This is a genomic window from Fibrisoma montanum, assembly GCF_003583365.1.
GTDB classification, from domain to species: Bacteria; Bacteroidota; Bacteroidia; order Cytophagales; family Spirosomataceae; genus Fibrisoma; species Fibrisoma montanum.
Genome location: NZ_QXED01000016.1, coordinates 77,175 through 94,523, shown reverse-complemented (window position 1 = coordinate 94,523; position 17,349 = coordinate 77,175). Strand labels below are relative to the sequence as shown.

Here is a 17,349-nt window from a genome sequence, read left to right as displayed (position 1 = left end):
TCAGTGCCTAACGTGGGTATGTACGTAGGGGGCGGCATGGCTCAGCGGCCGGCTCACATATCGTTCAGCATACCGATTGCCAGGGCGTTGACCGTTTCCCGCGAGAAAGGCAGCCAATCGGCGGTCATATCATCAAAGACCTCGGTTGCCGCTTCGCAGGGGAATAGTTTGTAGTCAAATTTGGCGTAGTAACTGACCACGTAGCCGGGATAGTAATAGAGCATCTGCTGCTGCCGGGCGTAGTCAATTTTTTGCAGCATCAGGTACTTACCCAGGCTATGCTTCCGGTAAGCCGGATCGTAGAAGTTCATGATGCCCGCAATGGATTTTTCGCCTTTGTCGAAGATCCCAACGGCAATGAGCCGGTTCTCGTCCCGCACTTCTACCGCATACGTATCGAAGATGTTGGTATCCGAACCGTTCATGAGCCAGAACTCCACGGATTCGGGCGCGTCGAAATCAACGGCGATTTTGTAGCGGGCGTACAGTGCTTCGGCTTCGTCGGTCAGAATGAAGGGCTTGATGGTGACCTGAAACCGGGCGTTGCTACGGAGCAGGCTGCGTTGTTTGGCTTTGTAGTCAACGTTGGGAAGGACAATGCGTAGCCAGTGAATGGGGCAGATCATATCGTCGATCATCAGGTAGCGGCAGGTGAATACGTCCTGATGCATTCGAAAATAGCCCAGGTCGAGCCACATATCCAGCTTATCTCCTTTCATTGGCGGGGGTATTTAACAATACGTAAGAAAAAAGCAATTTAACACGAAATGCGGTGTTTTTGACCGCAAAGGCGCAACGAGTTTACACCAGGAAACTAAACAGCTGCGCGGGCTTGGCCATCGGTCGCTGTCCGTACACAAAAGACGGCAACGTGTAGAGCAGCGCCCAAAATGTAGTCTTCCCGCCACATGTACCCTTGTTTGTTAAGCGACTTTGCGGTTAAATATCAGTCGCTGTTCAGGTACAGCAGCTTCTGATTCCACACCATGGCAATCTGGGTCGCGCGTTGCCGGACCAGCTCGGCGGTTTCGCCGGTGAAATGCTCGGCCAGGGTTGCCGAAAACAACTGGAGCCACCGCTCGAAGTGTTCGGTATGCAGGGTGTGTTTCTGATTGATCAGCAGATGTGGCCGGAACGGGTGCCCGTTGTAGGCGTTGTTGCCGAGGATGATGTTCTCCCAGAACGCGTACATCTTGGGTAGATGACTCGCCCAGTCGACCTCCGCTACGTCCGTAAATACGGGCCCAATCAGCGGATCGACCCGAACTTTATCGTAAAATGAATTGACCAGCAGCCGTATAGCCTCCGGCGAATCCAGGGTTTGTTTGTGCATGGCTTACGCAATTTGACCGGGCCGCGCCACACCAGCCGGTGTGGGTGGCCTTCTGCCGGTTTAACACCGTTGGACGGCCATAAGATTCAGCAAGGGGCTAGACGTACGTAAACGGATTGCCGGAGGGTACATAAGAAACCCTGATACCGGGTACCTGGGGTTGTAGCCACGTAACGAGCCATTCCATGCCCGCGGCTTCGCTCATGATATGACCCAGTACTACTAACGACAACTTCTGCCCTTGCCGACGCGCGTCTCGAACGTATTCGGGCGTTTCCCACTCGCTGGACTCTCCACACAGGACAACGTCCGGGTTGGCGTCTGCAATGGCCCGGATCTGGTTACGGCCACCCGATGCCCCCGGCAATAGCAACACCCGCCGACAAGCCTGATTCGTATCCCCGATGACGCGAACCAGTTTGATGTCCAGCTTCTGTTTGACATGACCGATGAGTTGCTGGAGCGGTGTCGATGGCATCGTGAGCAGCAGCGGGTTGCCGGCGTCTGAGTAGCTCTCCCACTGCAACCTCGACAGCATGCCTTTGGCAATGCCATCCGGCCGGTGCGAATGCCAGTAGTCGTGGAACCGCCAGACGGCAATACCATGCTTGTTCAGCAGGTCCTGCTTGTAGCGCAGGACCTCATTGCCTTTCAGCCAGTCGGTCTCGTCGAGGTGGTTATAGAACGTAGGTTCGTGGGCAATGATGAAGTTAGCCCCGGCCGCAGCGGTTTTTTCAATAACCTCCGCCGTAGCAAACATCGTGGACACAATGCCGGTGACGCGCTGCGACTCACTCCCCGATTTCAACGTATCGACGGTTTTCGGAAAGGGCGCACCCGAAATCGATTTCAGAATCAGCGCCATCACCTGCCCAACCGTGAGCGGTGCGTGGCTGGTGGCCGGCACCTGCGCCTGGCTGAGCAGCGGGGTATTCATGAGCACAGACGTGCCCAGCACCTGGGTCAGGCTGGTTATAAACCGGCGTCTATTCAATGCGTTATTCATGGCGGAGTGGTTGACCGTTCTATCGGGTAAAGGAGCCGGCTGGCCGGGCTTACCGTTCGGCAAACGGTAAAATCAGCCGCCTAACCCCTGAAGGCGTTCATGTACTCGTCTGCCTTGAAGCCCAGGGCGACAATCTGCCCGTTGGTTTCGATCAGCGGCCGACGAATTACGGACGGCCTGTCGAGCATGAGGGCGATGGCCCCTTCGGTGTCGGTTGGCTTTTCGGCATCGGGCAGTTTTTTCCAGGTGGTTCCCGCCCGGTTCACCAGCTCTTCCCAGGGTTTCTGCGCCAGCCAGCGTTCCAGCAGCGGCCGATCAACACCCTGTTTTTTGTAGTCATGAAATTGGTACTCGATACCCCGCTCAGCCAGCCACGTACGGGCTTTCTTCACGGTATCACAATTCGGAATGGCGTATAAGGTATACATTCGATGCAGGCAGGCCGGACCAGACGTAACGGCCGGTTGTTTTAAAAGTCGCCAAGGTAATTGTCGGCCGTGGAAATAAGAAATGTCGGCGGTGATGTTGTGGACTGGTTTTGCGATTTTGCTGATCTCACCTCAGTTCATCCGACGCTGTTCATCGTCCGACACGGTTCGGCGGTTGCCCGCGCCTTTTAGGTCGCGGTTTCCGAAGTTGTAGATGAACGTCAGCCGGGCGACGCGGGTTTCGCTGTACGTAGCAAAGCGGAAGTCCATGTTCTGAAACTGTACTTTTCCGTAAAACCGCTGCGTCTGCAACAGGTCGTTCCAATTGAAACGCAGCGTGGCCCGCTTCTGCCAGAGGTTCTTCTGTAAACCAACGCTCAACTGCCCAAACGCCCGCATCTGGTTCTGGCTGTAGACGTAGGGTGAGTTATACGTTGCGTTGAGTTCGGCACTAAGCCCAGACCCGAACACAAACGTATGGTTGCTCGTCAGGTTCGCCGACAATCGGCTGTAGTTCAATGGGGTACCGGCGACCTGAGCGCGGTAGGCGTTGTGAAAGACACTGGCCGAGCTGCGCGACGACCACCAGCGCGTAAACCGCAGAGGAGCGCTCAGGTTGATACTGATGTTGGTTTGCTTCGACAGGTTGATGAACGTAATCCGCGTCACGCCCGTCTGGTCGTTTTGCTCGTTGATGTCGACGATTACGTCGTGCGTCCGGTTGTAGCCGAAGCTAACGGTCGTTTCCTGTTTGTAGCTGTAGGCTAGCTGAAACGCATCGGTGTACTGCGGTTTCAGGTAGGGGTTGCCCTGCTGGTACGCATACGGGTCGAACACCCGGATGAACGGATTCAGGTACTGGTAGTTCGGCCGGTCGATCCGGCGGCTGAATGCGTACTGAAATTCGTGCTGATCACCCACCGTTCGGGTCAGAAACACGCTGGGAAACAGGTTGAGGTACGTGCGCTCCACGGTGCTGTTCGTCGTAAGCGATCGCGCTTCCGTACGGGTTTGTTCCGCCCGCAGGCCTACCTGTAGGGTCCAGCCGGGCCAGGTTCGCCGTCCGGTGACGTAGCCCGCGTGAATCCATTCGCGGTATTCGAACTGATTGGTCCGGCTGCTGTCTACTTGCCAGGGCACGGTTTGGCCGCGCTCGGCCAGTTTGGTTTCGACCAGCAGATCGTTGCTGAGCGTTACGTAGCTGCTTTTCCAGCCCGTTTCCAGGGTCGTCCGCTTGTCGAGGGGGTGGGTGTAATCCGCCTTGGCGGCCCGGATAAGCGCCGTCGAGCTTGTGTTCAGGCGCTGCAACGACCGCGGACCCGTTTCGATCTGTTGGGGCGTCAGGTAGCGGGTTTCGAACTGCTCGGCGGGTCGGAACGTCGCGTTGGAGTAATCCACATCCACCAATAATTCGCGGCCCTGTCCGCCCCGGCGCGTGGAATCGAATTGGTGGCGGAAATTGACGTTTCCGGCCAGCCGACCGATGAACCGCTTGTTGTCATTCTCCGTCCGCTGGATTGACGTCAGTACGTTTGCCTGATAAATCGCACTGGTTGTACCACCCTGCGCCCGACCATCGGTACGTAAGCCGGTCAGCAGCACCCCGAGCGTGGTCCGTTTGCTGAAGGCGTAGTCGGCGCCGAGCCGGTACGTATGATTGGAGTTCTGGATCGGCCGATAATTGTCCTGCTGGATCAGGGTAGGTTGTTCGGTGGTGGTCAGTCGCCGGTCAATGGTGGCCACCGACCAGTAGTTTCGCTGATCGAAGGCGTAGTTGCTGAACAGGCTCCACTTCCCCGGCCGGGCGTTCAGCGTGAGGGCCGCGTTGTATTTGGCGAAGCGGCCGTAGCCCGCGCCAACGTTCAGGTTGCCGTTCAGCGGCTGGGCGGATTTGTTGCGTTTGAGCCGAATGTTGATGATACCGGCGGTGCCGGCTGCGTCGTAGCGGGCCGATGGGTTCGTAATGAGTTCGATGGTTTCGACGGTGTTGCTGGGCGTATTTCGCAGCAGTTCCAGTACGTCGGCGGTCGATAGGTACGTCGGTTTGCCGTCGAGCATGACCAGTACGTTCTCACGCCCTTTCATGCTGATCCGTTCTGATTGCAGGTCTACCACGATACCCGGCGCTTTTTCGAGCACCTCCAGCGCAGTGCCGCCACTGGCGACAAGGCTGTTTTCGACGTTCAGTATAGTCTTGTCGATACGTTGCTCGATGAATGGTTTCTGCGCCCTGACCGTCACGTTGGTTAGTTGCCGGGCCTGCTCACGGATGACCAGCGGAGCCAGAAGCTGCGGCTGCGGTCCGGTTTCAATTGTGAACGGCGGAGAGGAGACGGTCTGATACCCCATTAACGAGGCCGACACCCGGTACGTACCGGGCTGAAGGCGCTCGAAGACGTACGTCCCCCGGTTGTCGCTGATCGCCCCTTTCACAAACCGATCGGTGGTTTCCTTGTTTGGGGTCGGGGTAGAATCAGCCGCCTGTACCAGTACAAGAGTGACAAATTCCAGTGGTTTTCCCGTTGAATCCTGTACGGTTCCGGTAACTGCACCGGAGGGAGACTGCTGGGCCAGCAAACGCCCGGCGAAGAACAATAAGGCAATCGTAACTAGACGGTATTTCATTCAGGGTATCGATCAGATACGCGACTCGCCAGCCAGACGATTGTCTTACGGAAGCAGCCCGACATCGCGCAGTTGGGCTAATATAGAACCGCCCTCCGGCTACACCCCGTCCTTTTGGTCAAACTGACAAATAATCGGGATGAGCTGCCTGAAGTTCTGTTTCAACGATGACCGGCCCGAAAACAGCCGCCCGGCTTCGGTTACTTCCGCGCCTGAAGTTTATCAGTCGCCGGGCTGACGGGCATCATACATCGCCCGGCCAATTCCCCTGACTTTTGAGGTACTAAATGCTCAGGGTATGTACATCATCTTTTTCATGATCGGTATTAGTCTGCTGATGGCGCTGGGGTTCCTGGGAGCCTTTCTCTGGTCGATGCGTACCGGTCAGCACGACGATCTGTATACACCTTCGATCCGCATTCTGCTGGAGGATACTGAACCAACCGCTGCCACCAATAGCCCCGAATAACCAGTCCGTAATTGCTATGAACGTTTCGCAGAAACCACCTTCGATTATGCCGCCTGACGCGGCCCGGCCGAACGCGGCCCGGCCAGACGCGGCCGACCAGCCACTACCGGGACGTAAAGCCGCTCCCCATGTGGAGTACTTTGAGTACGACAACCGCATCGTCCGCGATTTTGGTATAGCCACCATCATCTGGGGGCTGGTCGGGATGCTGGTCGGGGTGTTGATCGCCAGTCAGTTGTTTGCCCCGGCTGCTAACCTGGGCAACCAGTACACCACGTTCGGCCGGATTCGTCCGCTCCACACCAACGCGGTGATTTTCGCCTTCGTCGGCAACGCCATTTTCATGGGCGTGTACTACTCGCTGCAACGGCTCTGCAAAGCCCGGATGTTCAGCAATGGGCTGAGTAAGCTTCACTTCTGGGGCTGGCAGGCCATCATCGTGTCGGCGGCTGTTACGCTGCCGCTTGGCCTGACCACCTCTCACGAATACGCCGAACTCGAGTGGCCCATCGACATCGCCATTACGCTGATCTGGGTCGTATTCGGCATCAACATGTTCGGTACGATTATCAAACGGCGCGAACGACATATGTACGTCGCCATCTGGTTCTACATCGCTACGTTCGTGACGGTGGCCGTGCTGCACATTGTCAACTCGTTTGAGATGCCGGTGAGCCTGTTCAAAAGCTATTACCTCTACGCCGGGGTGCAGGATGCGCTGGTGCAATGGTGGTACGGACACAACGCGGTGGCGTTCTTCCTGACGACGCCGTATCTGGGTATGATGTACTACTTTCTGCCGAAGATGGCGGGGCGCCCGGTGTATTCGTACAAGCTCTCGATTCTGCACTTCTGGGCCCTGATTTTTATCTACATCTGGGCCGGTCCGCACCACCTGCTGTATAGCTCGTTGCCCGACTGGGCGCAGTCGCTGGGGGTTGTGTTCTCGATTATGCTCATTGCTCCCTCGTGGGGCGGAATGATCAACGGGCTGCTGACGCTCCGCGGGGCCTGGGACAAAGTGCGTGAGGATGCCATCCTGAAATTCATGGTGGTGGGCCTGACGGCCTACGGTATGGCGACGTTTGAAGGACCGATGCTGTCGCTGAAGAACGTAAACGCCATCGCGCACTTCACCGACTGGGTGGTGTCGCACGTACACGTCGGCGCGCTGGGCTGGAACGGCTTCCTGACCTTTGCCATGCTGTACTGGCTGATTCCGCGGATGTACCACACACCGTTGCATTCGAAAAAGCTGCTGAATGCGCACTTCTGGATCGGCACGCTCGGTATCCTCTTCTACGCCGTACCGATGTACATCTCCGGCTTTACGCAGGGCATGATGTGGAAAGAATTTACGCCCGATGGGGTCCTGAAGTACCCGAGTTTCCTCGAAACGACGCTGCAGATTCTGCCCATGCACATGATGCGGGCCCTGGGCGGAACGCTCTACCTGCTGGGGGCGATCCTGATGGCTTACAATCTGTTCAAGACCATGGCCGCAGGAACGCTGACGACTAATGAGCCGGTCGAAGCGCCTGCGCTCGAACGGGCCTACACCCCGATCGGTCAGGATACGTACTGGCACCGCTGGTTCGAGCGCAAGCCGATGCCACTGCTGCTGGGGTCGCTGGTTGTGATTCTGATCGGGTCGCTGGTCGAACTGGTGCCAACGTTCATGGTGGCGTCGAACATCCCGACGATTGCTTCCGTACAACCCTACACCGCGCTGGAAGTGCAGGGCCGCGACCTCTACATCCGCGAGGGTTGTGTCAACTGCCACAGCCAGCTGGTCCGGCCGTTCCGCAGCGAAACGGAGCGCTACGGCGACTACTCAAAAGCCGGTGAGTTCGTCTACGATCACCCGTTTCTGTGGGGGTCGAAACGGACGGGCCCGGACCTGCACCGCGAGGGAGGCAAGTACCCGGATTCCTGGCACTACCACCACATGCGCGAACCGGAGTCGATGTCGCCGGGGTCGATCATGCCGGCCTATCCGTGGCTGCTGTCGCAGGAACTGGACCTGTCCAATACGTCGGATAAGCTGCGGGCGCTCCAAAAAGTGGGGGTGCCATACGACGACCAGACGATTACCTACGCCAATGACGACCTGAAGACGCAGGCCCAGGGGATCAGCGACCGGCTGGCCAAAGACGGTATCAACGTGGAATCGGACCGTGAGATCGTTGCTCTGATCGCTTACCTCCAGCGGCTGGGAACGGACATTAAGAAACTGGAAAAATAATGCGTGGGGCTGGGGGCATAGGGCTAAGGGTGATGTTACCCTATGCCCCCAGCCCCACGCCCTTCGCCCCTTGCCCCAAACCAAAAACACTATGTTCAAGCAATTCATAGCCAAACTCCCCGGAGCCGACGTGTACATGGTTACCTCGTTTATGACCTTTCTGGTTTTCTTCTGCCTGGTTGGGCTTTATCTGGTGCTGGTCGATCGCAGGCACATTGATCAGGTCAGCCGCCTGCCTTTAGATGATACTACTGACGCTTAGCTTTCTATGGACACGTTACCTACCTTACTCCTGATGGCCCCCGACCCAGCCTCGTCCTCAATCTGGAACCTACAGACCGGCGAAGACTTACTGCTGGTGGTCCTGCTGCTTCTTATTCTGGCGGGCTGCGCCGTGCTGGCCGTCGCTACCCTGCATCTGTACCTGAGTGTCCGGCCGCTGATTGAACCCGCTGAGACCGTCGGGGAGAAACAAACGTTCTGGCAGCGGGTGTCCGGACTGAAGCCGCTGAGCCAGGAGCGTGATCTGGTGATGGAACACGCTTACGACGGCATCAACGAGCTGGACAACCCGACTCCGCCCTGGTTCATGTATCTGTTTTACAGCACCATGGGTTTTGCGGCCATCTATCTGCTGGTCTTCCACGTGATCGGTACGGGCAACATCATGGAGCAGGAATATACCCAGGAGGTGGCCATCGCGGAGAAACAGCGCGAAGAGTATATCCGAAAAGTAGCTGGTTCCATCAATGAGAACACGGTGACGTTGCTGAAGGACAGCAAGAGCGTCGAATCGGGCAAAGTACTGTACACGCAGTATTGTACGGCCTGCCACGGCACCAACGCCGAGGGGAAAGTCGGCCCGAACCTGACCGACGAATACTGGCTGCACGGTGGCAACGTGAAGGCGGTCTTTCACACCGTTACGGAGGGAGTGCCCGAGAAGGGGATGATTGCCTGGAAAAAGCAACTGAACCCGCTTCAGATCCAGCAGGTGACCAGCTACGTGCTGTCGCTGCAGGGTACCAACCCGGCCGGTGCCAAAGAACCCCAGGGTGAAAAAGTGGCCGGATCGGGCGATACACCCGTTGCGATGCGGTAAGCCATTGACTTTATAAACCAGCCCTGAACAACGTATGGAAAGCAACGTAGCTACCGCCCCGACCACCTTCCGCGACCGTGTGCCCAATGCCGATGCCAACGGCGGCCGACGGTGGCTGTATCCCCGCCTGGTGGCGGGGCGGCTCTATCGCTGGCGTACTGGCCTGGCGTGGGTATTGCTGGCGGCTTTGTTTGCCGGTCCGTTCGTGTGGGTCGATGGGCATCCGTTGTTTCTGTTCAACGTACTGGAACGCCGGTTCATCTTCTTTGGGGTTACGTTCTGGCCGCAGGATTTCCACCTGGTCGCCATTGGTCTGCTGACGTTCATTACGTTCGTTGCCTTGTTTACGGTCGTCTACGGGCGGGTCTGGTGCGGCTGGGCGTGTCCGCAAACGATCTTCATGGAAATGATTTTCCGTAGAGTCGAACGGCTGATCGAAGGCGACCACAACGCCCGCCGACGCCTGGATGCCGGCCCGTGGACAACCGAAAAGGTTGTCAAAAAGACTGCGAAGCACAGTGTGTTTTTTCTGTTGTCGTTCGTCATCAGCAATACGTTTCTGGCGTACCTCATCGGGCGGGATCAGTGGCTGACGCTGGTTACCGACGACCCGGCCCGGCATCTCGGCGGTCTGGCGGCAATCCTGGTATTTACGGGGGTGTTTTACCTGGTATTCGCCAGACTCCGGGAAATCGTCTGCACCACCATCTGCCCGTACGGTCGGTTGCAGGGCGTTCTGCTCGACAAAAACTCCCTGATCGTCGCGTACGACTACGTTCGGGGCGAACCGCGGGGGAAAAGGCAGGGGGTAAGGGGCGTGGGGCAAGGGGCAGGGGTGCTTTGCGCAAGGGGCGTGGGGCAGGGGGCGCGGGGTAAGACTTGTGAGGTCAACCTTGTACCCCACGCCCTCAGCCCCTTGCCCCATGCCCCACGCTTCACGCCCCAAACCCTGCGCCCCCTGCCCCCTGCGCGAAGCACCCCTGCCCCGCACGGAGACTGTGTGGACTGCAAACTCTGCGTGCAGGTCTGCCCCATGGGTATTGATATCCGGAACGGCAGCCAGCTGGAGTGCATCAACTGTACGGCCTGTATGGACGCCTGCGACGACGTGATGATCAAGCTCAACCGGCCGCGCGGTTTGATTCGTATTGACTCACTGGCGGGCATTGAGCACCGCCAACCCGTGCGGTTCAACGGTCGGATGGCGGCTTACAGTGCGGTGCTGGCGGGGTTGGTTGGCGTGCTCGTGTTCCTGCTCGTCAGCCGGGCCGCGGTCGAAGTTACGGTATTGCGGGCGCCGGGGCAGTTGTTTCAACGCGAAGCGAACCACCAGGTGTCCAATTTGTACCTCATTGAGCTGGTCAACAAAACGAACCAGACGCAGCCGATTCGGTTCCGGCTCAGCCATCCTGAAGCTACCATACGTTTCGTGCAGCCAATCAGGGAGGTACCGGCTAATGAGCTGACAAAAGGCACGTTTTTCATCCTGTTGCCCGAGAAAACCATCCGGCAAAACAGCACACCGATTGAGCTTGAGGTGCTGTCGGGCGACGAGGTGCTTGATAACGTAAAAACAAGTTTTCTGGGACCTGTATCAATGAGCGAAAGAGTGAATGAGTGAATGAGCGAATTGGACCGCCGAGCGCAGCGAATACGTACTCTGCCAATCTTTCACTCTTTCGCTCTTTCACTCTTTCACTCTCTCGCTCATTCGCTCTTTCACTCTTTAAACCTATGAACTGGGGAAAAAGCATCGTGTTAACCTTCATCCTGTTTGCCGGATTCATCGGCAGCCTGGTGTTTCTGATGAGCCGGCAGCGGGTCGATCTGGTCCGTGACGATTACTACCAGGATGAACTGAACTTTCAACGGCAGATCAACCGGATCAGCAACACGGCCCGGTTGTCGGGCGCTGCGTCGATGACGTACCAGCGGGCGTTGCAGCAGGTCGTCTTTACGCTTCCGGCGTCTGTCCGCCAGGGGAACGTAACGTTCTACCGACCAGCCGACCGACGGCTGGATTTCACCGTCCCGATTGCCGCGAACGCTATGAGTCGGCAGACGGTCTCAACGGCGCCGTTGGCCAAAGGGTACTGGCGCGTCCAGCTGACTTGGTCGGACGGGGAGCAGGAATACTACGCCGAAAAGGAACTGTATTTATGAATACTCTCTGGTGGACAGCCGCTTTCATGACCGGACTGGCCGGTAGCCTGCATTGTGTCGGTATGTGTGGGCCGCTGGCCATGGCCTTACCGCTGGGGCGGTTGCCGCGCTGGCAGCGACCGTGGGGGATTTTGACCTACCACGTCGGGCGGATTGCGGCTTATGCCGGCCTGGGTGCTGTTTTTGGCCTGCTGGGGCAGGGTTTGCTGCTGATCAGTTTGCAACGTCCCGTGTCCATCGGGGCCGGATTACTGTTGGTCGTCTGGGGACTGACCGGCACCAGCGGTAGCCCGCTGAGCCGGTGGTTACCACAGCGTACCGGTTTATCGTCGGCACTAGGACGGCTCCTGCATCGCCCCTCTCTCCCGGCCTGGCTGGGTATGGGGTTCCTGAATGGGCTGCTGCCCTGTGGGTTTGTATACGTAGCGCTGGCCAGTACGCTGGTCAGTGATACTATACTGGCGGGAATGAGCTACATGGTCAGTTTTGGCCTGGGTACGTTACCTGCGCTGCTCGGCGTTCGGGTTTTGACCGGGTATCTGTCGCAGCCGCTACGTCGGCAATTCAGCCGGGCGCTGCCGATTGTTACACTTCTGCTGGGAACGTGGCTGCTCATCAGAGGGCTGGGGATTTACCCGGCTATGCCTTTGGGGCCGGTCGATGATATGAAAGCCATTCCCCTTTGTCACGGGTAGATGAGCATAGTGGTTGGTTGCGCTAATAAATTCGCTGACAGCTACCGGTGAGCCGGTAAACAGTTCAGGCGAAAAGCCGGTCGGTTCGCGTTTGTTTTCCGCCGGTTCAAACGAGCCCCGGTCCGCTTCGGCAGGCCGGGGCTTAGTTTTGGCCAAACAACCAATAACTACCATGAACACCCTGATTAAACACGTACTGCTGATTCTCCTGGCTCCCCAGATAAGTATGGCCCAGGACCGGCCATCACCACCCGCATCGCGACCACTGACGGTTTCCGTCTTCTCTGAGTCGGTCAGCCTCCCAACGTTCCGTGGCTTTCTGCGTACACTCAATGTTGGTGTGCGCATAGGTACCGAGTTCTACTACCGAAATCGTACCGGCTCCCAACTGATTCAAACCCTGAACCTCGGCTTTTACCACCACCGGACTGTCCACAGCGGGTTGTACCTGAACACCGAATTCGGCTACCGGAAATTCCTCGGCAACCTGTACGCGGAAGGTTTTATCGGCGTAGGGGGACTTGGCCTGTCGCAGCAGCTACGCAGCTACCGGCAGACCGAAACCGGCGACTACCAGCCCGCATCCCGCTTTCTGATTCGGGTGATGCCGTCTGTCAGCGCAGGCGTTGGCTACCGGTTCCGGCCATTTACGCCCACCCCGATCAGCGTTTACGCCCGGTATGAACTGTTTGGCGAAACGCCCTTCAGCAACCGCGGCATCCCGGTGCTGCCGCACTCGGCCTTCCACATCGGCACCCGTTTCTTTCTTCACCCCAAATCCTGATCAACCTGATGAAAACAAGATACATCCTTACGCTACTACCTGTTCTGCTCGCCGGCTGTGAATCGCTGGACGTACCGCAGAGCCCAGCGGAGCCCTGTTCGCCGGTTTCGTATGTGAACCACCCCCGCCACCAGACCTATCTGGCCGAATTGCAGCAGTACCGGCGGAAAGCGAACGCACCCGGCAGCCTTCTCCTGATTCAGAAACCCGGCGAACCGCGCTGGATTGGTGCCGTCGGCAAATCGAATCTGGCGTACCAGACCGACCTCCGGGTCTGCGATCAGTTTCGGGTGGGCAGCATCACCAAGATGTTCGTGGCGGTGGCTACACTGAAATTGCAGGAACAGGGTAAGCTGCGGCTCGACGATCGGCTGGCTACGTTGCTTCCCGGTCTGAAGGGCCGAATTCCGCAGGCCGATCAGATCACCGTCCGCCACCTGCTGTCGCATACCAGCGGCATCGTTGATCCGCCCAACGAAAGCATCGCCTACCAGTTGTCTATTGTCGACGATTACCAGGCGCGTTTCAAGCTGACGACCGAGCAGTTACTGACAACGTACGTGTACGGCAAGCCCCTTCATTTCACACCCGGCACTGCCTGGAGCTACAGCAATGCCAACTACTGGCTGCTGGGACAGATCATTGAGCAGAAAACCGGACAGCGGCTGCATGAGGTACTGGATGGCTGGATTTTCAGGCCCCTGGGCATGAACGATACGTATCTGGACGTCCGCGATGATCGAAACGTAGTCCGGGGGTATGCTGATCTTTACGGCAATGGCCGGCTGTACGACGTGAGTCACTGGGATCGGGCCGACACCGATGGGGGAGCCGACGGCGGTATCATCTCCACAGCCGCTGACCTGGCTACGTTCGCCGACGCACTGTTCAACGGCAACCTTCTGGCCGAAGGCTCCCTGTCGGAGATGGTCAAGCCGACGCTGCTGCCGACCTGCCCCAGCGGTGACTGTGAGTATGGCCTGGGCGTAGAACACTGGAAAACAGGGCTTGGAACGGCCTACGGACACAACGGCGGCTCGGTCGGCATTGAAGCCAATCTGCTGTTTTTTCCGAAAAACAAAGGAATATTTGTTCTCTACAAAAACAATGGAAACGGCTCCGACAAGAGCCTGATGGATCGCCTGATGCCATGAAAACATCGTCTGCTTCCCTGTGGCTCTATGCCGCCCTGATCCTGCTGACGGTCGTTACGGCCCTGGTCGGTTCCACCCTGACAGCGCCGGCCATTCGCCTGTTTGGGGTAGAGGGCGTACTCCTGGTTGCCCTGGGCGGACTAGGTATCTGGCTGGCACCCCGCACCGGTTTTGCCGACCTGCTGGATGCCCGTGTGAGTGGCTGGTACCGCTTCGGTCGCCCGCTGCTGATCGGGCTGGCTTTCGGACTCGCCGATCTGCTGCTCTACAAACTGGTGATTCACCCGCAGCCGGTTACGTCGCTGACGCCGTTTATGCAGCCGTTTCCCTACTCGATGCTGCTCTACGGCTCAGGGGCGCTTTACACCGATTGCCTGTACCGGCTCATTCCAATTCCGCTGCTGATGTGGCTGATCGGGCGGTTTCTGCTCCACGATCAAAAAAACGAACGGCTGTTCTGGGTGCTGGCCGGGCTAACCTCGCTCGTTGAACCCCTGGAGCAGCTGATCACCGATTCGCAGGGGCTGATCATCTACAGCTTCGGTACGGGCTACGCCATGAATTTTCTGCAGGCCGTTTTCTTCCGGCGCTATGGCTTCCTGGCCGGGCTTTCGATCCGGCTGGGGCACTACGCCCTCTGGCATGTCGGCTTCGGTCTGGCGGTGGAGCTGGGCGTAGGGGTGTAGAATAACCGGCGTGCAGAGCCGGGTAATTTACCATTCAACCTGTCTTTGTCGCACTTCGTACAGTATTATAACCGACTCAACATTATGTCTGTGAATGAGTGCTTTAAGCTGTGCTACCTTTGAATCGCAAACAGCAAACAACACACACAACCAAACAACAAATACAATGAAAACCTTCCTGAAAACTGCGTTACTGGCCCTCACCCTGTTAGGTGCATTTGGTGCCATTCTGTTTCTGACTGCCGAAGCGGCTACCGCCCGGCCGTTGAATGATCCTGCGCTGACCAACCCAACGGCCCCGGCGGCTGTCCGGTCGATGATCTTCCCGTCAAAATCGGCCGCCGTGCTAAACGTTATGGTTGATCAGCCCGCCGGTGAGCGTTCATACGTTCAGGTGCTCGACGAAGCTGGCAACGTACTGGCTACGCAGGTGACGAACCGGAAGGCGGGTGCCTACCACGTTAAATTCAACGTAGCGCAGTTGCCCGCCGGTAAATTCCGGATAGTGGTTCAGAACAAAGCTGGTGAAATCAAACATGACTTTGTGATTGCCCAGCCGGTACCGGCCACACGCCTGATCAGTCTGAACTAAGCCATCCGAATTCCACCATTCACACGCGGCAATCCAGTAGGGTTGCCGCTTTTTTTATGGCATAAACCAGTCTCTGCGCTAATCAATCTTTCTTTCGTACTATTCGCGCAGGATTTCCGACGCTTCAAACGCGCCGGGCACCAGATCCGACAGGGGTTGCGTAGCTTTGATGAGCAAACGTTTCCAAGGGCACCTCAACGTACTGAGCCTGTCCCGGAAACGGTTTCTTTCATGATCCGACGCCGTATGCATTCGTTGAACGATCGAACACTACGCATCGTGGGGCCGCTGGTTCTGTGGGTGGTGGCTACGCTCTTTTTTAACCTGTCCACCCTGCTCGACGCCGATATTAACCGGTGGCGCTTCATTACGTACGGCATCTTTACGCTGTACCTGTCGTGGTTCGTGATCCGGTGGTTGATCCTGCAGGCGCAGCGTCGGTTTGCGGGGCTGGAACGTACGAATCAGCGGCTTGTCTGGCTGGGGGGCCTGGGTATACCCGTAACGGCTCTGCTGGTTGGCGCCCGGATTCTGCTGACGCGCTATTACGTATTCACCGACGCGGCTCACTGGGAGCCGGGCGATATTCCGTTTATGTACGGCGTAGGGCTGTTTTACTTTACCATTATTGTATCCATCTACGAAGCCCGGTATTTTTTCCGCCAGTGGCTGCGTACCAAGCGGCAAGCCGAAGAACTCCAGCGGACGCAGCTCGAAATTCAGTTGAGTCTCCTCCGGACCCAGGTGCAGCCCCATTTCCTGTTCAACAGCCTGAACACCCTGCAGGCGCTGGTAAAAACCAACGAAAACAGCAAAGCCGTGCAGTTTATCGGCGACCTCGCGCAGGTGTATCGGTACCTGCTCCAAAGCAACGAACAGCCCCTGATTCTGCTCGAAGACGAACTGGCCTTCACCCATGCTTACCTGAACCTGCTGAAAACCCGATTCGACGAGGGACTACGGGTTGACGTAGGTATCAATCCGGCTTACCGGGCGTACCGGCTCCCACCGTTGACCCTGCAACTGCTGGTCGAGAACGCCGTCAAGCACAACATCGTATCGGCTAGCCGGCCGCTGACCATCTCCATCCGCAGCAACGGTCATCCGGCGCTGGTCGTACGGAATAACCTGCAGCGGAAAGCGCGGGCCGACGTAGCATCGGATAAAAAAGGATTGCTTACGATTACGCAGAAATACCGGCTGCTGGGCCATGATACGGTCCTGATTGAAGAAACCCCTGATTTTTTTACCGTCGAAGTCCCCCTGATTGCCCCATGACGATCCTGATTATTGAAGACGAGACCCTGGCCGCCCGGCAATTGCAGACCATGATCCGGGACTACGACCCCACGGCCACTATTCTGGCAACCCTCGACAGCGTTGAGGCAGCTACGGCCTGGTTCAGGCAAAACGAGCCGCCGGATCTGATCCTCGCGGACATCGAACTCGTGGATGGGCAGAGTTTCGAGGTCTTCGAGCGGGTCGACGTACGTTGCCCGGTGATTTTTACGACCGCCTACGACGAGTACGCACTGCGGGCCTTCCGGGTCAACAGCGTCGATTACCTGCTCAAACCCATTGATGAAGCCTCGCTGCGCCGGAGTCTGACCAAGTTCAGCGATCTGCGCCGGTTGTACGGGCAACCCAGCCCGGCCGTTGATCTGCGGGCCCTGGTGGCGGCTTTCCGTACGCCCACACCCAGCGACAGTGCCCTGCCAGTCTATACCGAGCGGTTTCTGCTCAAACAGGGATCGCGACTGATTCCGGTCGAAGTAGGAGACATGGCGTATTTCTACACCGAAGACCGGCTGACGTTTGTCCGGACCTGGGATGGCCGTTCGCTGGTGGTTGATTATACCCTGGACGAACTGGTGCAAAAACTGAATCCAAAGCAATTTTTTCGGGCTAACCGCCAGTTCATCATCCATGCCAAAGCGGTTGACCGGGTTCATGTGCATTTCAATGGCCGACTGAAGCTGGATCTGAAGCCCATCATCGCCGATGAAGTTTTTATCAGCCGCGAAAGGGCCGGGGAGTTCCGTTCGTGGATGGGCGATTAACTGTGTC

Annotated in this window: 18 protein-coding genes; 13 read left to right on the top strand and 5 right to left on the bottom strand. The window is 57.5% G+C overall.

The window, feature by feature from the left end; all coding sequences use genetic code 11:
• Nucleotides 1-53: 53 nt before the first annotated feature.
• From DYU11_RS31315 to DYU11_RS31295, 5 genes are all read right to left on the bottom strand, one after another.
• Nucleotides 54-719, bottom strand: coding sequence for a GNAT family N-acetyltransferase (locus tag DYU11_RS31315; protein ID WP_119671695.1), 666 nt, complete (start codon nucleotides 717-719; stop codon nucleotides 54-56).
• Nucleotides 720-946: 227 nt separating this feature from the next.
• Nucleotides 947-1,333 carry a group III truncated hemoglobin gene (locus DYU11_RS31310; protein WP_119671694.1) on the bottom strand — a complete coding sequence of 129 codons (387 nt, stop codon included), beginning with the start codon at nucleotides 1,331-1,333 and terminating at the stop codon, nucleotides 947-949.
• Between the two features lie 97 nt (nucleotides 1,334-1,430).
• Nucleotides 1,431-2,339 carry a Nif3-like dinuclear metal center hexameric protein gene (locus tag DYU11_RS31305; protein ID WP_119671693.1) on the bottom strand — a complete coding sequence of 303 codons (909 nt, stop codon included), beginning with the start codon at nucleotides 2,337-2,339 and terminating at the stop codon, nucleotides 1,431-1,433.
• Between the two features lie 80 nt (nucleotides 2,340-2,419).
• A complete protein-coding gene (locus DYU11_RS31300) occupies nucleotides 2,420-2,767 on the bottom strand; it encodes an ArsC family reductase (protein WP_119671692.1) in 348 nt (115 codons plus the stop codon).
• Between the two features lie 132 nt (nucleotides 2,768-2,899).
• Nucleotides 2,900-5,392 carry a TonB dependent receptor gene (locus DYU11_RS31295; protein ID WP_119671691.1) on the bottom strand — a complete coding sequence of 831 codons (2,493 nt, stop codon included), beginning with the start codon at nucleotides 5,390-5,392 and terminating at the stop codon, nucleotides 2,900-2,902.
• Nucleotides 5,393-5,690: 298 nt separating this feature from the next.
• Here DYU11_RS31295 and ccoS point away from each other — a divergent pair, with 298 nt between their 5' ends.
• The 13 genes from ccoS to DYU11_RS31235 all read left to right on the top strand — a co-directional run bounded on the left by ccoS (nucleotide 5,691) and on the right by DYU11_RS31235 (nucleotide 17,342).
• A complete protein-coding gene (gene ccoS, locus DYU11_RS31290; protein ID WP_119671690.1) occupies nucleotides 5,691-5,861 on the top strand; it encodes a cbb3-type cytochrome oxidase assembly protein CcoS in 171 nt (56 codons plus the stop codon).
• 16 nt (nucleotides 5,862-5,877) lie between these two features.
• Nucleotides 5,878-8,106, top strand: a complete 2,229-nt coding sequence (gene ccoN, locus DYU11_RS31285) for a cytochrome-c oxidase, cbb3-type subunit I (protein WP_119671689.1) — start codon at nucleotides 5,878-5,880, stop codon at nucleotides 8,104-8,106.
• Nucleotides 8,107-8,197: 91 nt separating this feature from the next.
• Entirely contained in the window at nucleotides 8,198-8,368 is a 171-nt protein-coding gene (locus tag DYU11_RS33545; RefSeq protein WP_199736852.1) for a hypothetical protein, read from the top strand.
• Nucleotides 8,369-8,374: 6 nt separating this feature from the next.
• Nucleotides 8,375-9,208 (top strand): cbb3-type cytochrome c oxidase N-terminal domain-containing protein, encoded by an 834-nt coding sequence (locus DYU11_RS31280; RefSeq protein ID WP_119671688.1) that lies wholly within the window; start codon nucleotides 8,375-8,377, stop codon nucleotides 9,206-9,208.
• A gap of 34 nt (nucleotides 9,209-9,242) precedes the next feature.
• The gene (locus DYU11_RS31275) at nucleotides 9,243-10,829 is read left to right on the top strand and encodes a 4Fe-4S dicluster domain-containing protein (protein ID WP_119671687.1); all 1,587 of its coding nucleotides are present in this window, start codon (nucleotides 9,243-9,245) and stop codon (nucleotides 10,827-10,829) included.
• A gap of 113 nt (nucleotides 10,830-10,942) precedes the next feature.
• Nucleotides 10,943-11,371, top strand: coding sequence for a FixH family protein (locus tag DYU11_RS31270; RefSeq protein ID WP_119671686.1), 429 nt, complete (start codon nucleotides 10,943-10,945; stop codon nucleotides 11,369-11,371).
• Complete coding sequence (locus tag DYU11_RS31265; RefSeq protein WP_119671685.1) at nucleotides 11,368-12,066, top strand: sulfite exporter TauE/SafE family protein; 699 nt, start codon at nucleotides 11,368-11,370, stop codon at nucleotides 12,064-12,066. Before DYU11_RS31270 ends, DYU11_RS31265 begins: the two co-directional genes overlap by 4 nt.
• Nucleotides 12,067-12,238: 172 nt before the next feature.
• The gene (locus tag DYU11_RS31260; RefSeq protein ID WP_119671684.1) at nucleotides 12,239-12,850 is read left to right on the top strand and encodes a hypothetical protein; all 612 of its coding nucleotides are present in this window, start codon (nucleotides 12,239-12,241) and stop codon (nucleotides 12,848-12,850) included.
• 8 nt (nucleotides 12,851-12,858) lie between these two features.
• Nucleotides 12,859-14,004, top strand: coding sequence for a serine hydrolase domain-containing protein (locus tag DYU11_RS31255; protein ID WP_119671683.1), 1,146 nt, complete (start codon nucleotides 12,859-12,861; stop codon nucleotides 14,002-14,004).
• Nucleotides 14,001-14,690, top strand: coding sequence for a hypothetical protein (locus DYU11_RS31250; protein ID WP_119671682.1), 690 nt, complete (start codon nucleotides 14,001-14,003; stop codon nucleotides 14,688-14,690). Before DYU11_RS31255 ends, DYU11_RS31250 begins: the two co-directional genes overlap by 4 nt.
• Nucleotides 14,691-14,856: 166 nt before the next feature.
• Entirely contained in the window at nucleotides 14,857-15,282 is a 426-nt protein-coding gene (locus DYU11_RS31245) for a hypothetical protein (RefSeq protein WP_119671681.1), read from the top strand.
• A 231-nt stretch (nucleotides 15,283-15,513) separates the two neighbouring features.
• Nucleotides 15,514-16,560 carry a sensor histidine kinase gene (locus DYU11_RS31240; RefSeq protein WP_229366140.1) on the top strand — a complete coding sequence of 349 codons (1,047 nt, stop codon included), beginning with the start codon at nucleotides 15,514-15,516 and terminating at the stop codon, nucleotides 16,558-16,560.
• Entirely contained in the window at nucleotides 16,557-17,342 is a 786-nt protein-coding gene (locus DYU11_RS31235) for a LytR/AlgR family response regulator transcription factor (protein ID WP_119671679.1), read from the top strand. Before DYU11_RS31240 ends, DYU11_RS31235 begins: the two co-directional genes overlap by 4 nt.
• Nucleotides 17,343-17,349 lie beyond the last annotated feature (7 nt).

Excerpts from the sequence above, each read along its gene's own strand:
- DYU11_RS31300 (WP_119671692.1), bottom strand. The coding sequence starts at position 2,767 with ATGTATACCTTATACGCCATTCCGAATTGTGATACCGTGAAGAAAGCC.
- DYU11_RS31270 (WP_119671686.1), top strand. The coding sequence starts at position 10,943 with ATGAACTGGGGAAAAAGCATCGTGTTAACCTTCATCCTGTTTGCCGGA.
- DYU11_RS31255 (WP_119671683.1), top strand. The coding sequence starts at position 12,859 with ATGAAAACAAGATACATCCTTACGCTACTACCTGTTCTGCTCGCCGGC.
- DYU11_RS31315 (WP_119671695.1), bottom strand. The coding sequence starts at position 719 with ATGAAAGGAGATAAGCTGGATATGTGGCTCGACCTGGGCTATTTTCGA.
- ccoS (WP_119671690.1), top strand. The coding sequence starts at position 5,691 with ATGTACATCATCTTTTTCATGATCGGTATTAGTCTGCTGATGGCGCTG.
- DYU11_RS31280 (WP_119671688.1), top strand. The coding sequence starts at position 8,375 with ATGGACACGTTACCTACCTTACTCCTGATGGCCCCCGACCCAGCCTCG.
- DYU11_RS31250 (WP_119671682.1), top strand. The coding sequence starts at position 14,001 with ATGAAAACATCGTCTGCTTCCCTGTGGCTCTATGCCGCCCTGATCCTG.
- DYU11_RS31275 (WP_119671687.1), top strand. The coding sequence starts at position 9,243 with ATGGAAAGCAACGTAGCTACCGCCCCGACCACCTTCCGCGACCGTGTG.
- DYU11_RS31260 (WP_119671684.1), top strand. The coding sequence starts at position 12,239 with ATGAACACCCTGATTAAACACGTACTGCTGATTCTCCTGGCTCCCCAG.
- DYU11_RS31240 (WP_229366140.1), top strand. The coding sequence starts at position 15,514 with ATGATCCGACGCCGTATGCATTCGTTGAACGATCGAACACTACGCATC.
- DYU11_RS31265 (WP_119671685.1), top strand. The coding sequence starts at position 11,368 with ATGAATACTCTCTGGTGGACAGCCGCTTTCATGACCGGACTGGCCGGT.
- ccoN (WP_119671689.1), top strand. The coding sequence starts at position 5,878 with ATGAACGTTTCGCAGAAACCACCTTCGATTATGCCGCCTGACGCGGCC.
- DYU11_RS31305 (WP_119671693.1), bottom strand. The coding sequence starts at position 2,339 with ATGAATAACGCATTGAATAGACGCCGGTTTATAACCAGCCTGACCCAG.
- DYU11_RS31245 (WP_119671681.1), top strand. The coding sequence starts at position 14,857 with ATGAAAACCTTCCTGAAAACTGCGTTACTGGCCCTCACCCTGTTAGGT.
- DYU11_RS31310 (WP_119671694.1), bottom strand. The coding sequence starts at position 1,333 with ATGCACAAACAAACCCTGGATTCGCCGGAGGCTATACGGCTGCTGGTC.
- DYU11_RS31235 (WP_119671679.1), top strand. The coding sequence starts at position 16,557 with ATGACGATCCTGATTATTGAAGACGAGACCCTGGCCGCCCGGCAATTG.
- DYU11_RS31295 (WP_119671691.1), bottom strand. The coding sequence starts at position 5,392 with ATGAAATACCGTCTAGTTACGATTGCCTTATTGTTCTTCGCCGGGCGT.
- DYU11_RS33545 (WP_199736852.1), top strand. The coding sequence starts at position 8,198 with ATGTTCAAGCAATTCATAGCCAAACTCCCCGGAGCCGACGTGTACATG.